Consider the following 14,259-nt stretch of genomic DNA (forward strand, 5'->3'; position numbering starts at 1 on the left):
CTTCCTTACTGTTTATTCGTCTTTGTCATCCAGTTCTTCCAGATTGTTGATCAAGCTCTGTAAAGTTCTGTCTGCGGGATAGGTTTCTTCGGCGTAGTTCGCCAATTCGTCCAATTTTTTGTTTCGGAGGCTATAGTTTTGCGCCAATTTCAATTTCTGTTCATAATCCATCAGAATTTTTTCGGTGCGCTTGATATTATCGTATACTGCCTGCCGGCTGATCGCGAATTCTTCAGCGATCTCGCCCAACGAATAGTCATCGCCATAATACAAAGAAAGATAGCCTTTCTGTTTGTTCGTCAACAGGACATTATAGAATTCATAAAGAGTATTCATATTATTGGTTTTTTCCAGCTCCATCAGAATACCTTCCTTCTCGTACGGATTGTCAAGAAAAAAACTTTACACTTCACTAGATTACCGATTTTGCTGAGCTTAGTCAACCATAAATTGCACTGAAGCGGTGTTGCCTCAACAAAAAGTAAGGTCAGGCCGGCAATCGCATCGGGATTGCCGGCCTGACCATGCTGCTGTCGCCTTTTGCTTATGAAGCGCGCCTCATCGGTATGGACAAACCGCTTCGTTATTTTTTCTCAAGCAGGTCTTTTACCAGTCCGTAGATGTACTGTTCCGGATCGAACACCTGCAGATCATCCAAGCCTTCACCCAGACCGACGAATTTGACGGGTATGTCCATTTCCTGGCGGATCGCGAGGATGACGCCGCCTTTCGCCGTGCCATCCAACTTCGTCAGGATCAAGCCGGTGACATCCGTCGTCTCCTTGAATTGCTTGGCCTGTATCAAAGCGTTCTGGCCCGTCGTGGCATCAAGCACCAACAACGTTTCGGTTGCGCCGCCGGGGATTTCCCTGGCGATGATCCGATTGATCTTCTCCAATTCCTTCATCAGGTTCACTTTGTTCTGCAGTCGCCCTGCTGTATCGATCAGCAAATAATCGTAGTTCTCTTCTTTGGCTTGCTTCAACGCATCGTAAACGACGGAAGCGGGATCGCTTTTTGCATCGCTTGTCACGACCGGCACACCGACACGTTGCCCCCAAACCTCCAGCTGTTCGATAGCGCCGGCTCGGAAAGTATCCCCGGCCGCCAACAGGACGCTGTTGCCTTGGTTCTTCAACTGATAAGCGTACTTGCCGATGGTCGTCGTTTTCCCCACGCCGTTTACGCCCACAAACAGGATGACGGTCGGCCCATCTTCATTTATTTTGATGGTAGGCAATTCCGTCTGGCCTTTTTCATAGATTTCGACCATTTTTTCGATGATGACATTCTTCACTTGTTCTCCGGTGCGCACGTTCTTCATCTTGACTTCATCACGCAGCACATCCGAAAGTGCCAGCGTCATATCAAACCCGACGTCTGCGGATATCAGCGTTTCCTCCAAGTCGTCAAAAAAATCTTCATCCACCTCTCTGAAGCCGGCGAACAGTTCATTCATCTTATCCGAAAAGCTTTTGCGCGTCTTCTCCATGCCTTTGTCGAATTTGTCGATGACGATCTTATTTTCTTCGGTTACCGGTGTCTGAACGACATCTTCACCTGTAAATGCGCGTTTTATTCGATCAAATAATCCCATCTGAACACTTCCTCTCTTGTGGCAGCCTGTTTTTATGCCAAGACGAACGTTTCGATTGCGTGTGCGACGCCATCTTCCCCGTTAGTCTTCGTGACGAAGCTCGCCCGTTCCTTGATTTTATCGGGAGCGTTGCCCATCGCGACGCTTACGCCCGCAAAATCCAGCATCGCCAAATCGTTCTCTTCATCTCCGCAAGCCATGACCTCATCGGCAGTGATGCCCAAATGATCGCATAAAGCCGCGATGCCGTTGCCTTTGTCGACTTCGGGATGCATGACTTCAAAAAGAAGCGGACGTGATTTCATCATCGAATATTTGCTGTAGAAGTCCGCCGGTATTTTGGCGATTGCTTCATCCAAAACAGCAGGTGCGATACAAAAAACAACTTTATTGAACGCATGCTGCGCTTGAAAGTCTTCGATCTTTTTTTCAACGAATGGCAAGCTCGAGCTCTGCAGGCTCTTGTACAAGGACTCCCGGCCTTGCGGATATTCCGGTTCGTATACTGACTCCAGATCCAGCATGTTCATCGGGATGTTCAGTTCTTTGCTCAGCTCATAGAGTTCCACAATCTGTCCGTAGTTCAGCACTTTTTGGGAAATGATTTCCGATGTTTTGTTCTTTTGCACCAAGCCGCCGTTATAGGTGATCGAGTAATCTTCTGCTTGAAGCAGGTCCAGTTCATCCACATAAGCCTTGATGCCCATAAGCGGGCGTCCCGTACAAAGGACAATCTTCACGCCGGCTTCCCGGGCGCGGTGGATCGCCTGTTTATTCGCATCGCTGATTTTTTTGTCAGGATTCAGCAACGTGCCATCCAAGTCGAGTGCTATCAATTTAATCATTTATCTTCATCCCCTTAACCTATGTCTTCGTAATCTTCAAATTTGACTGATGCCAGGCGGGATACGCCGGAATCCTGCATGGTCACACCGTACAATGCATCCGCTTCTTCCATCGTGCCTTTGCGATGGGTGATCACGATGAACTGGGTCAATTCGGTTGATGCTGCCAGATATTTCCCGAAACGGGATACATTCGCTTCATCCAAGGCAGCCTCCACTTCATCCAAAATGCAGAACGGCACCGGTTTGACCTCGATGATGGCGAACAGGAGCGCAATCGCCGTGAAGGCTTTTTCCCCTCCGGAGAGCAGGCTGAGCTGCTGGAGCTTCTTGCCTGGCGGCTGCGCGACAATTTCAATGCCAGTTTCCAGCAGGTCATTCGGATCCGTCAGCTCCAGCGTCGCTTTGCCGCCGCCGAATAATTTCGGGAAGGTTTTTTCGAATTGCTTTTTGATCTGGATGAAAGTCTCCTTGAAACGCAAGCGGACTTCATCATCCATTTCGTTCATCGTGTTCAGAAGGTTCCCTCGGGCGGACAGCAAGTCCGTCTGCTGTTCCGAAAGGAAAGTGAACCTTTCGGAAATGCGGTCATATTCCTCGATCGCACCCATATTGATCGGACCCAGCTCTTCGATGTCCTTTTTCAGCTGTTTCACTTGGCGGGCTGCCTCTTCGGGCTCCTGGGTCAATTGATGGTCCTGTTTCGCGGCTTCAAAGCTGAGATCGTACTCCTCGCTCAAATGCGCAAGGTGATGGTCGATGGCGATTTCATAGCGCCCGGCATTCGTTTCCAGCTTGGCGTGCTCACTCCATAATTTTTGGAGATTTTTGTTTTTTTCGTTCTGTTCGGTTTCCTGAACGGCACGATTTTGTTCGGTTTGCTTTTTCCGCTCCCGCAACTGTCTCAAATCTGCATCGAATCCAGCTTTTTCTGCAGTCGTGGACTTCAGCTGCGTCGTGATTTCTTGGATGGTCAGCGTCTCCGTATCGGCCAGCTTGGCGACTTGATCTTGTTTGCCTTTCAGCGAGCTGATGGCTTCCTGCTCCGTTTGGATGCGTTCAGTCGTCAGCTTCACATCACGCCGCAATTGTTTTTCCTGCTCCTGCAGGACCGCAAGCTCTTGGTCTGCTTGCTGCCGGTTTGACTGGACGTCCTGCAGCAGCTTCAAGCGCTCCTCTTCATCCAGGCTGGATTCCGCTATATCCTTCTGAAGCTGGTCGATTTCGCTGTTGAGGACGAGCAAATTTTGTTGGGCTTGGGCCAATCGCGTTTGTCTGTCCTCTTTCTCTTCATAGAACATGCGCTTTTCATACTCATGTGCGGCCGACTCTTTTTCTTTCGTTGCGATTTCAGCTGTCACTTGCTGCAGGGAAGTTTCCCTTTGCTGCAGTTCGAACTGTTTGATGGTCGCTTTTTGGCGCTTATCATCCAGTTCCTCCTGCAGGCTTTGTTGCTGCAGCGACCATTTCTCTTGCTCCCGCTTCAGCTGATTGTATTGGACGGACAACTGTTGCACATAGTCGGTCAGCTTGTTCAGATTGTTTTTGCGGGCCAATAAGGATGCCTCTTGTTGACGCCTTGTCGCGCCACCCGTCATCGAGCCGCCAGCATGGATGACATCCCCTTCAAGGGTTACGATCCGATAACGGCTCTGCAATTTCTTGGAAATCTGCAAACCGTCCTGGATATTTGAAGCTACGATCGTTGTCCCCAACAAGCTGCTGACGATCGCATTGTACATTTCCTCATGGCCGATCAGCTCATTCGCGAAGCCGATATAGCCGGGACTGTTCGCCAATGTCGTCCGCACAGCCGTTGGCAAAGACTTGCCTTGGATGACTGTCATCGGCAGGAAAGTGGCGCGTCCCAAGTGTTGGGCTTTCAGAATGCCGATGCATTGGGATGCCGTGCGTTCATCTGCCACCACGATGTGTTGCATCGTGGCTCCCAGAGCGATCTCGATGGCTAAGGTGTATTTTTCGGGAACTTGGATCAACTCGGCGACGGGTCCGCGGATACCCGGAACGCTTTCCCTTCTCCTCAGCATTTCCTTTACGCCTTGATAATAACTGGCATAACTGTCGTCCAACTCCTGCTGGCTCTCACGCCGGGCTTCCGCCTGCTGCAGATTCCGGGTTACGGTATCGAGCTCTGCGTTCAGTTGTTGGAGTTTGGAGACGAGCTGGAAGCTATTTTGTTTGCAGTCCTGCAGTTCCGATTCCAGATTGGCATTCTCTTCAACAAACCGGACGTATTCCTCATTCAAAGATTGCTGTTTCGCCTTCAATTGGCGCAGATTCTTCCTGAGTTCGTCGCCTTTCGAAAGGAAACGGTGCTCCTGTTCGGTTGCGAGCGTCATTTCTTTTTCCAGATGGACGGTTGTGTTCCGGTTGCTGGATTGTTCCTGCAGCCGGTTGATGTAATCGTTCCGGAGTTGCTGGACAAGCTCCGCCTTGTTTTGCGTCAGTTGGGCTTCTTTTTCGGAAAGGCTCGCTCTTTTTTCCGAAAGTTCCTTCCTCGCTTCCACTTTCCCCGCAAGCTCAGCCCGCAAGGTCGCCAGATTAGCTTTTTCCGTCTTGATCAGCGCCTCTTTTTCAGCGATGATCTGGGCTTGCTCTTCTTGATTCTTTGAAGAGTACATCGCCCGTTGCTGGAAAACCTGCTTTTGTCCTTCCAGCTGTTCCAATTTCTGGATGACAGTGACGTAACCGGTCTGCAGTGTTTCCAACTGTTCGTCGCAAACATCCAACTTTTGTTTCAGTTCCTGCAAAGCAGCCTGCGTGTTCGCAAGCGAGCGTTCTTCCGTGCTGATTTTCCGGTCATACTCGGCCAGCTCGCGTTTGCTCATTTGCCACTGCGCATTCAGCCGCTCAATTTCGGAAGCGGTCAAAGCGATTTCGATCTCGCTTAATGACGCTTTTTTATCCTTGTATGCCAAAGCCGTTTTCCGTTGGATTTCCAGCGGAGCGAGTTGGCTGTTGATTTCGTGCAGGATGTCCTCGATCCGGTTCAGATGCTCTTCCGTTTGGGAAAGCTTCCGTTCGGCGCTCGTTTTGCGATTTTTGTATCTGGCTACCCCGGCAGCCTCTTCAAGGATGATCCTTCTGTCCTCGGGTTTATTCTGAAAAATCTGTTCCACTTTCCCTTGCGAAATCATGGAAAAAGAGTCTTTTCCGATGCCCGAATCCATCAGTAATTCTGTTATGTCTTTCAATCTGCATGGTTTTTTGTTGATGAAACAGTCACTGTCGCCATTGCGGTTGTATCTCCTGGTGATGCTCACTTCGCTGAATTCCAGCGGCAGGAATCCGTCCTCGTTGTTCAGGATGAGGGTAACTTCGGCAATGTTGACAGGTTTGCGTGTCTGCGATCCGGCAAAAACGATGTCGTCCATTTTTTTCCCGCGCAGATTTTTTGCGGATTGTTCCCCCAATACCCAGCGGACAGCTTCCGAAAGGTTGCTCTTGCCGCTTCCGTTCGGCCCTACTACTGCTGTCACACCTTCATCAAATTCGATTACGGTTTTGTCGGCGAATGATTTGAAACCCGACATTTCTATTCTTTCAAGATGCAAAGAAAACATCCTTTCCGGTGAAACTTGCTTTTCATTTTGTTAGAGATTCCAGAGCGTTCTGTGCCGCTTTCTGTTCGGCGGCCTTTTTGCTTGGTCCTTGTCCCTGGCCCAGCACTTTTCCGAAAGCCCGCACTTCCACGTCAAACTGCTTTGCATGCGCAGGACCGTCTTCGTTCAGGAGGATATATTGGATATCCACGTCCCCATTCTTTTGCAGTTCTTCCTGGAGGCTGGTCTTGTAATCCATCACATGTGAAAAAGCATCCTCGTTTAACTTCGTGATCATGACTTGGTTAATGAATTTTCTGGCGGCTTCGATTCCTTGGTCCAGGTATACGGCTCCGATGAACGCTTCGAATACATCACACAGCAAAGCCGGACGCTGCCTTCCGCCCATATTCTCTTCCCCTTTACCCAAACGGATATAGGAATCGAAATGACAGTCCTTCGCGAAAGCGGACAGGCTTGGTTCGCAGACGATCTGCGCACGCAGACGGGTCATTTTGCCTTCATGCCACGTATCATAGGTATGAAACAAATAATCGGAGATGACGACTTCCAAAACCGCGTCGCCCAAAAATTCCAATCGCTCATTGTCCTGCAATGCCAGATGACGATGCTCATTCACATAAGATGAATGGGTAAATGCTTCATGCAAAAGTTTCTCATTCCTGAAAACGATCGAGAAATCAGTTGCTATTTGTTTGACTATTTTTTCCAATTCGTTCCCTCCTTTCTTGAATGGACTCCTTGCTGTCAAGGTACTTTTGAAAATAGAGTCCTTTTTCATTATACGACAAATGCGTGCCATAAGCACGCAAATTTCGTTCTCGAACAGTCTGCCGCTGTTCATGCTAAAAGAGGCCTGGACAAAAGTCCGGGCCTCTTCCTCATTTCTGGTAAATAAACGGAACGCGCCTTAACGGACCGGTTCTTCTGATGTCAGTTCGATGGTTTCCCATCCTCTGGTTGCCCCATAGCGGATATTGAAGTTCTTGACGCGGTTATTGACGGCAAAAATCTGCGTACGCCAGAAAGTCGGGATGACAGGCGCTTCCTCGAACAGCAACGCTTGCCATTCTTGATAGATCCCCGTCCGCGCATTTTCGTCCATGGCAACCGCAGCGTTGATCTGATCCAACAAAGCATCATTCTTTTCGTTGGTCCAACGGGTGTAGTTAAGAGCACTGCTACGACCGAACATTTCGGTCGGATTGGGATCCATGCCTGTCCCCCAGGTTGCCTGATAGACATCAATAGCCGGACTGTCGGATGCAAGCATGTCATGGAACTTCTGATATTCAATCAATCTTCCTGTGGCGAGCGAGACATCCAAACCGATTTCTTCCCATTGTTGGATATAGTAGGCAACTACCGTTTCCGTTGCGTCTCCCCCTGCAACAGCCGCAAAGTTGATTTCGAGCGGCTCTCCGTCCGGTGTTTCCCGAAAACCGTCGCCGTCCCTGTCCAGATATCCAGCCTCATCCAGCAGACTTGAGGCCTTCACAGGATCGTAACTGAAGCCAACCGCCTCATCATCACTGAATTCTTCGAACGCTGGGGGAACCATAGCGTTTGCGGGCTGCCGCAACCCATCGAAAAGGACCGCAGCGACAAATGCGTTGTCCAGCGCATATGCCATCGCTTGCCGCAATGCCGCATCCGCCATTTTCGAACTCAGATTAAGGCTGTTGTCGCCTGATTCAACGTCTTGGGATCCCAGTTTGAACCCGATGTAAGTTGTCGCCAATTCTTCTCTGCCCAGCAAGGTTATATTGTCGAAATCTTTGTATCTTTCGTAAGAACTTGCCGGCATGACAGCGACGTCGTAATTTCCCGCTTCCATTTCGGATACGATCGTTGCCGAACCGACTGCTTCAACAAGGATATTATCCAACTTCGGTTTCCCTTTCCAATAATATTCATTGGCTTCGAAAAGGACCGACTCGCCCGGAATGATCGCCTTGACCCGGAAAGGGCCCGTCCCTACAGGTTGTTCCCGCAGTTGGGACGAACTCATCATTTCAGCTACAGGGACACGTTCCAGTTGGTGCCTAGGCAGCGGTTGGCTCCATAAGGCTCCTCCCGCTTGCAAAAGGGACGGATTCAATTCTTCGAAAGCGATGGTGAGGTGCGTATCATCCAAAACCTCGATACCGACAATCGAATCAGTTGTGCCTTCATGGTATTCGGTCATGCCCACGACATTCGCAAAGGCCTCCCCATAAAGGGAACCGGCATAGTCCGGATGCCCGATCACCTCATAGGCATAAAGGATATCGTCGACCGTAAGTGCCGCTCCGTCCGACCACTTCAGGTTATCCCGCATAGTGATCGACACTGTTTTCAAATTTTCATTGAGAACAAAAGTGGCCATGCCATCTTGCGTAAGCTGAAACTCCTCATCATACGAAAAAATGGATTCATGTGAAAAACCCATGAGTTCCTCATCATAAGCATCCTCTGAAAAAACAGGGTTGAAGACACCCTGGAAGGAGGATTCGGCGACTAGAGCATATTTCAACACTCCGCCGGCGATGGCGGGGGCATCGCTGTTCATGACAGTGTCGAATTCCTGTATGACAGCTGACGAACCAGGCAAGTCCCCGTCCGTTTCCAATAGAACCTCCTTGTTTCCACAGCCGGCCAGCAGCGCAGCAAACAAGAAGGGAACGATCATTTTATTCAGCATAGCTCAGCCTCCTTATTATGCTTGCATTTGTTTAGCATCCGCCGCACGCCGCAATGCCTGTCCGACATAAATGATGCACAACAACACTGCAAAGATGAGTGTGGCTGCTGGTAACCATACCCATACATAGTTCTCAAAAACTGCGGGAGAAATGGCATAGCGCAGCAAATTGCCTATACTCGGCACGCCGGGCGGCAAGCCTAAGCCCAGAAAACTCAAGCTTGTCTCCATCCCGATATTCCTTGCCAAAGACATAGTCGTATTGATGATGATCAGTGAACTTAAATTAGGCAGGATTTCACGGAACATGATCAGCAAGTCGTTTGTCCCTGCAGTTTTGGATGCCCGCACATAGTCATGTTTGGCCTCCGCACGCGTCCGGTTACGAAAAACCTTTGATTTCCCTGCCCAGCTGAATGCGCTCATCAGCAATATGAACGTAATGAGATTGTATTCCGATACGATGGATACCAGCACGAGAACCAACACGCTTGCCGGAAGAACCATGATGGATTCAATGGAGCGCATAAGCAGGCCATCCAGGAAACCACCGTAATAGCCGGACAGCAGACCCAAACCGATCCCGATGAATCCGGTCAAGACTGTCACGGCGGTCCCGGCCAGCAGCGAGGTGCGCGCTCCCAGCAACAGCTGGCCCAGCACATCCCGTCCCGCTTCATCCGTCCCCAACAGATGGTTTTTACCCGGCGAAGCATACCTGTTCAACAGATCCACCTGCATGACTTGACTCTCATCAAAAAAAATGGAGCCCACAAAGACCAGCAACAAGAGCAAAACGAGCGTACCCAAAGCAACGACCGCCCACTTGTCTTTTCGGAATTCTCCAAGCATGCCGCGGAAATCGACAACCGTTTTTGTTTCCTCATTCACTTCGTGGCTCAAACGGTTCTCGCCTACCGCAACGGAGGCAAGCTCCGTTTTCAACTCTTCCATTCTGCCTGCTTTCTTTTCTTCCTCCGTATTCAACATATCCCCCCTTTCCTCTTGCTATCTCACCCTGACGCGCGGATCCACAATGGTCAAAATGACGTCAGACACTAATGTGCCAATCAAAGCAGCCAGCCCATAAAACAACAACAAGGCAACGATGACACTGAAATCGCGTGATTCTAAAGAACTGATGAACAATCGGCCGATTCCCGGGTAGGAGAAGATATATTCGATAAAAATGCTGCTCCCTATGAAACCGGTTATGTCATAGCCCAACAGAGAAGTTACCGGCATACTCGCGTTCCTGAAGATGTGCCTCCGATACACCATGCTCTCCGGAACGCCTTTTGAGCGGGCTGTCAGTACATAATCCTCTTGCTTTGCCTCGATGATACCCGACCTTAAACGTTGGATGTTGCCAGCGGATGCCGAGAGGGCAAAAGCCAGCGCCGGCAACGCTAAGTGGTGGAGCCTATTCCAAAGAGAGGCAAATACACTCTGCGTTTCCGGCAACAAGGGCATCCCCCGCGTCGGAAACAATTGCAGTTGAAATCCAAAAAGCCAAACCAGCAACAAGGCAACAATGAAGATCGGTAAGGCAAAACTGATGCTGTTCAAAAACCGAATGACTTTATCACCCAACGAACCGTTAAAACGCCCTGCATAAATGCCAAGCGGAACAGCGATCAGATACGACAACACGAGCGAGGCCATCGCCAACCAGAGTGTGTTGCCAAGCCTTGCACCAACAAGAACACCCACAGGCATCCGGTAAGTGTAACTGAGCCCGAAATCCCCTCCGAGCATATTTGCGATCCATTCCAGATAGCGAATGTACCAAGGCCCATCCAGGACTGCGCCCGCTTGGATCGCGTCAATGCTGCTCTGATCCATCCCGGGAATGATCAGCCCAGTCAGCGGATCTCCGGGCATCCATTGCGCCAGTGCAAACACCAACAGACTGAACGCCAACAGTTGCGGAATGATAAAGAAGAAGCGTTTCAGAATTCTGTTCCACATCGTTAACGCTCTCCTTTCGATTGTTTACCGGCAATCCGATGCGTTTCCGACAACGGGATCAAATCCCCAACGCGATCGTCCTTTGCCAGATAACTCTCCATGCTTTGTCTGTATTCTGATTCTATTTCCCGCCGCAAACGCTTGTGCAACTCCCGGTTGCCCGGATCCAAGTTCGGGATTGCGGAAAGGAGCCTTTTCGTGTAGATGTGCTGCGGGTTGAGATAGATGTCCTGCCTGTCTCCGTATTCCACGAACCTTCCTCGGTACATGATGGCCAATTCATCGCACATCTGCTTCACGACGCCCAGATCATGGGAAATGAACAGATAGCTGAGTTTGTATTGTTCTTGGATGCGTTTCATGTAATTCAGCACTTGCGCCTGAACGGAAAGGTCCAATACTGAAACGGGTTCATCAGCTATGACAAATTTTGGCCGCAGCGCAACCGCCCGTGCCAATGCAATGCGTTGCCTTTGTCCGCCAGTGAATTCGTGAGGATACTTCCGCAGCGACTCTTCCGGTAAACCGACCATTTCCAGCAGTTCCAGCACGCGTTTTTTTTCTTCCTGCTGGGAAAGCTGCTCAAAATTGTGCAAAGGTTCGGAAATGATCTGTCCAATTTGTTTTTTCGGATTCAGACTCGCACCCGAATCTTGAAAAATCATCTGGACATTGCGTTTGTGGGCTGATTTCCGCTTGCCTATCGCAGCGGTTACGTCAGTGCCTTCATAAATGATTTGGCCGGCAGTGATCCGCTCCAATCCGACGATCGCTCTTCCGACAGTTGATTTTCCGGACCCTGATTCGCCCACCAGACCGTAATTTTTCCCTTCTTCCAAGGACAGACTGATGCCGTCGACGGCTGCAAGGCTCTTTTTGCTGGATAAGAAGCCGCTCTTGAGCGGGTAGTGAACCTTCAAATCTTTGATTTCCAAAAGCCCCATCTTATTCACTCTCCCCTTCAAAACGGAAGGACTCATGGCACGTGCACCTGACAAAATGCCCTTTAGAAATCTCGTGCATTTTGGGTGATTGTTCATGTGCGGAAAACGGGATCCATGGAATCCGTCCGGCAAAACGACAGCCCTGTTTAGGTAACTGCTGCAAGGAAGGGACATCCCCTTGAATCATATAGAGTTCCCCGGAATCCGATCCGAGGGCGCCATTCGCTTGCGGCATCGAACGCAACAAAGAACGGGTATACGGATGTTTCGGATCCGTGAACAGTTCAACGACCCCGGCTGTTTCGACAATCTGGCCCGCGTACATGACGGCTACTCTGTCCGCAATCTCGGCTACGACACCCAAATCATGGGTGATCAGGATGATTCCGGCACCCGTGTCGTCCCTCACTTCGCTCAACAGATCCAACATTTGAGCTTGAACAGTGACATCCAAAGAGGTCGTCGGTTCATCCGCGATGATGATCGGCGGATTGCAGGCAACAGCAATGGCAATGCCGACCCGCTGACGCGCTTCCCCGGACAGCTCATGCGGGTAGCGCACGGCTGTCCCTTCCGGATCCTCCAGCTTAACTTGAACCAACAATTCGCCCACACGCAGCGCACGTTCCTCTTTTGTCATCCTGGTATGATAAAGCAGCACTTCTTCTATCTGTTCACTCACCGTCATCAAAGGATTGAGGGCCGAAAGGGGATCTTGAAAAACCATCCCGATATCGTTTCCTCTTATGCGGTTATAGAGCGTCTCATTCAAATCGATGAGATTCAGGTTCTGATAGATGATCTCTCCCGAAATCCGCGTGTTCGCCTTATTATGGAGTCCGACGATCGTTGTTGCGAGGGTACTTTTCCCGCAGCCTGACTCTCCGACAATCGCCAAAATTTCACTTTTTTCCAGACTGAAGGAAACATCGTCGACTGCATCGTAATAGTTATCCTGCATCCGGAATGCGGTGTGCAATGCGTTTATCTCCAGCAAAGGTCTTCCAAGTCCCATCGTGCGCCTCCTCTCATGCTTATATAACAAACTTGATGAAATATCTCCTAACATTATACGGTTAAGCACATGCAAAAACAACCGCTATTTCATTCACTTTTAATGCATTTCATATTTTTGCCATAATCAGCCCTCTTGGCCTGAAAAAAAAGCAACATTGGCATTTGAAAACCGTCAACGTTGCTTCTGTCGTTAAATTATTGCGATCCTTTTTTTTGAGAATCGATGTAGTCGACCGCATCTCCTACTGTGATTATCCTCTCAGCATCTTCATCGGAAATCTGTACAGCAAAGACATCTTCCAGTTCCATAACGAGTTCAACAATATCCAATGAATCCGCTCCAAGATCGTTGTGGAAAGTCAACTCTCTCGTAACCTTTGCTTCATCGACACCGAATCGTTCAATAACCATCTTGGCTACTCGCTCAAAAGTAGTTGTATCTGCCAAGCGTTACACCTCCATTATCGTTCCATAACCAATTACATCACATTTATTGAAAATATTTTGTAAAGGCTCACATCTATTTTACCCATACGCTAATCTTTTGTCTATATTTTTTTATTCCTGCTCAGTTTTGCTTACGGGCTGGGCATTCATTTCATCAAAGTGCTTCACGACATCATCGATGACGTGGGAACTGATGATTTTACGGATTTGCTTCACTGTGTGGTAGACAGCGACTTTATCCGCAGATCCATGCGTCTTGACGACCGGCGCCCGCAATCCGAACAGCACGGCACCCCCATGCTTCGAATAATCCATCGTATCTTTGATTTCCGAAAAGGAATCCTTGATCAGCATTCCGCCGATTTTTGTCTTCAGACCGCCTGAAAGCAATTGGGTTTTGATCAACTTCAGCAAGGACATTGCCGTTCCTTCCATCGTCTTCAGGACAGCATTCCCGGTGAAGCCATCCGTAACGACGACATCCGCATCGCCGAGCAAAATTTCCCGCGCTTCAATATTGCCTGTGAAATTGAGTTCGGGGTCCTCTTCCAACAACACATAGGCTTTTTTGGACAGTTCGCTGCCCTTCGTTGCTTCGGAACCATTGTTCAACAAAGCGATCCTTGGGTTTTCGATGCCTTGCACAAACTTGGCGTAATACGACCCCAAAAGGCCGAACTGGTAGATGTTTTCCGGTTTGCAGTCGGCATTTGCGCCTGCATCCATCAACAGGAACTGTCCATTCTCTTTGCCGATGACCGGCAGAATCGGCATCAAACCGGGTCTGTCGATCCCTTTGATCCGGCCGATGATCAATAATCCGGCTGCCAAAAGCGCACCGGTATTCCCTGCCGAGAATAAAGCGTCGGCTTCTTTGTTCTTGACTGCTTGAGCAGCAAGCACCATTGAAGCTTGTTTTTTTCTGCGGATTGCTTTGACGGGTTCGTCGTCGCTCTCGATTTTTTCGGTCGTATGCACGATTGTGATTTTCCCATCTTCGGCAAATTGATCCCCTAAAGCCTTGCGTATTTTGGCTTCGTCACCAAAAAGCAAAAACTCTAGATCATTAAATTCTTTGGCAGCCATTAAAATGCCCTCTACTATTGCTTGGGGCGCAAAATCCCCGCCCATCGCATCGACAGCGATTTTCATAGATTGTATACCTCACTTT

Annotated in this window: 12 protein-coding genes; all 12 read right to left on the reverse strand. The window is 49.4% G+C overall.

The annotated features are described in order from the left end of the window. Positions 1–12: 12 nt before the first annotated feature. Complete coding sequence (locus PH235_RS02115; protein WP_272160810.1) at positions 13–360, reverse strand: putative DNA-binding protein; 348 nt, start codon at positions 358–360, stop codon at positions 13–15. A gap of 223 nt (positions 361–583) precedes the next feature. Next, the gene (gene ftsY / locus PH235_RS02120; protein WP_108033715.1) at positions 584–1,597 is read right to left on the reverse strand and encodes a signal recognition particle-docking protein FtsY; all 1,014 of its coding nucleotides are present in this window, start codon (positions 1,595–1,597) and stop codon (positions 584–586) included. A 32-nt stretch (positions 1,598–1,629) separates the two neighbouring features. After that, entirely contained in the window at positions 1,630–2,442 is an 813-nt protein-coding gene (yidA, locus tag PH235_RS02125) for a sugar-phosphatase (protein WP_272160811.1), read from the reverse strand. Positions 2,443–2,456: 14 nt separating this feature from the next. Beyond that, complete coding sequence (gene smc / locus PH235_RS02130; RefSeq protein WP_443080825.1) at positions 2,457–6,017, reverse strand: chromosome segregation protein SMC; 3,561 nt, start codon at positions 6,015–6,017, stop codon at positions 2,457–2,459. Between the two features lie 31 nt (positions 6,018–6,048). Next, entirely contained in the window at positions 6,049–6,738 is a 690-nt protein-coding gene (gene rnc / locus PH235_RS02135) for a ribonuclease III (protein WP_272160813.1), read from the reverse strand. A 198-nt stretch (positions 6,739–6,936) separates the two neighbouring features. Continuing rightward, entirely contained in the window at positions 6,937–8,709 is a 1,773-nt protein-coding gene (locus PH235_RS02140) for an oligopeptide ABC transporter substrate-binding protein (RefSeq protein WP_272160814.1), read from the reverse strand. A gap of 15 nt (positions 8,710–8,724) precedes the next feature. Beyond that, a complete protein-coding gene (locus PH235_RS02145; RefSeq protein WP_443080832.1) occupies positions 8,725–9,561 on the reverse strand; it encodes an ABC transporter permease in 837 nt (278 codons plus the stop codon). Between the two features lie 156 nt (positions 9,562–9,717). Further along, entirely contained in the window at positions 9,718–10,680 is a 963-nt protein-coding gene (locus PH235_RS02150; RefSeq protein WP_272160816.1) for an ABC transporter permease, read from the reverse strand. Positions 10,681–10,682: 2 nt separating this feature from the next. Next, positions 10,683–11,624, reverse strand: coding sequence for an ATP-binding cassette domain-containing protein (locus PH235_RS02155; RefSeq protein WP_272160817.1), 942 nt, complete (start codon positions 11,622–11,624; stop codon positions 10,683–10,685). Between the two features lies 1 nt (position 11,625). Beyond that, positions 11,626–12,639, reverse strand: coding sequence for an ABC transporter ATP-binding protein (locus PH235_RS02160; RefSeq protein WP_272160818.1), 1,014 nt, complete (start codon positions 12,637–12,639; stop codon positions 11,626–11,628). A 197-nt stretch (positions 12,640–12,836) separates the two neighbouring features. Further along, complete coding sequence (acpP, locus tag PH235_RS02165) at positions 12,837–13,088, reverse strand: acyl carrier protein (RefSeq protein ID WP_272160819.1); 252 nt, start codon at positions 13,086–13,088, stop codon at positions 12,837–12,839. A gap of 111 nt (positions 13,089–13,199) precedes the next feature. Continuing rightward, positions 13,200–14,240 (reverse strand): phosphate acyltransferase PlsX, encoded by a 1,041-nt coding sequence (gene plsX, locus PH235_RS02170; RefSeq protein WP_272160820.1) that lies wholly within the window; start codon positions 14,238–14,240, stop codon positions 13,200–13,202. Between the last annotated feature and the right edge of the window lie 19 nt (positions 14,241–14,259).

Origin of the sequence: Trichococcus sp. K1Tr, assembly GCF_028309625.1 — a bacterium.
In the GTDB taxonomy this organism is placed as follows: Bacteria; Bacillota; Bacilli; order Lactobacillales; family Aerococcaceae; genus Trichococcus.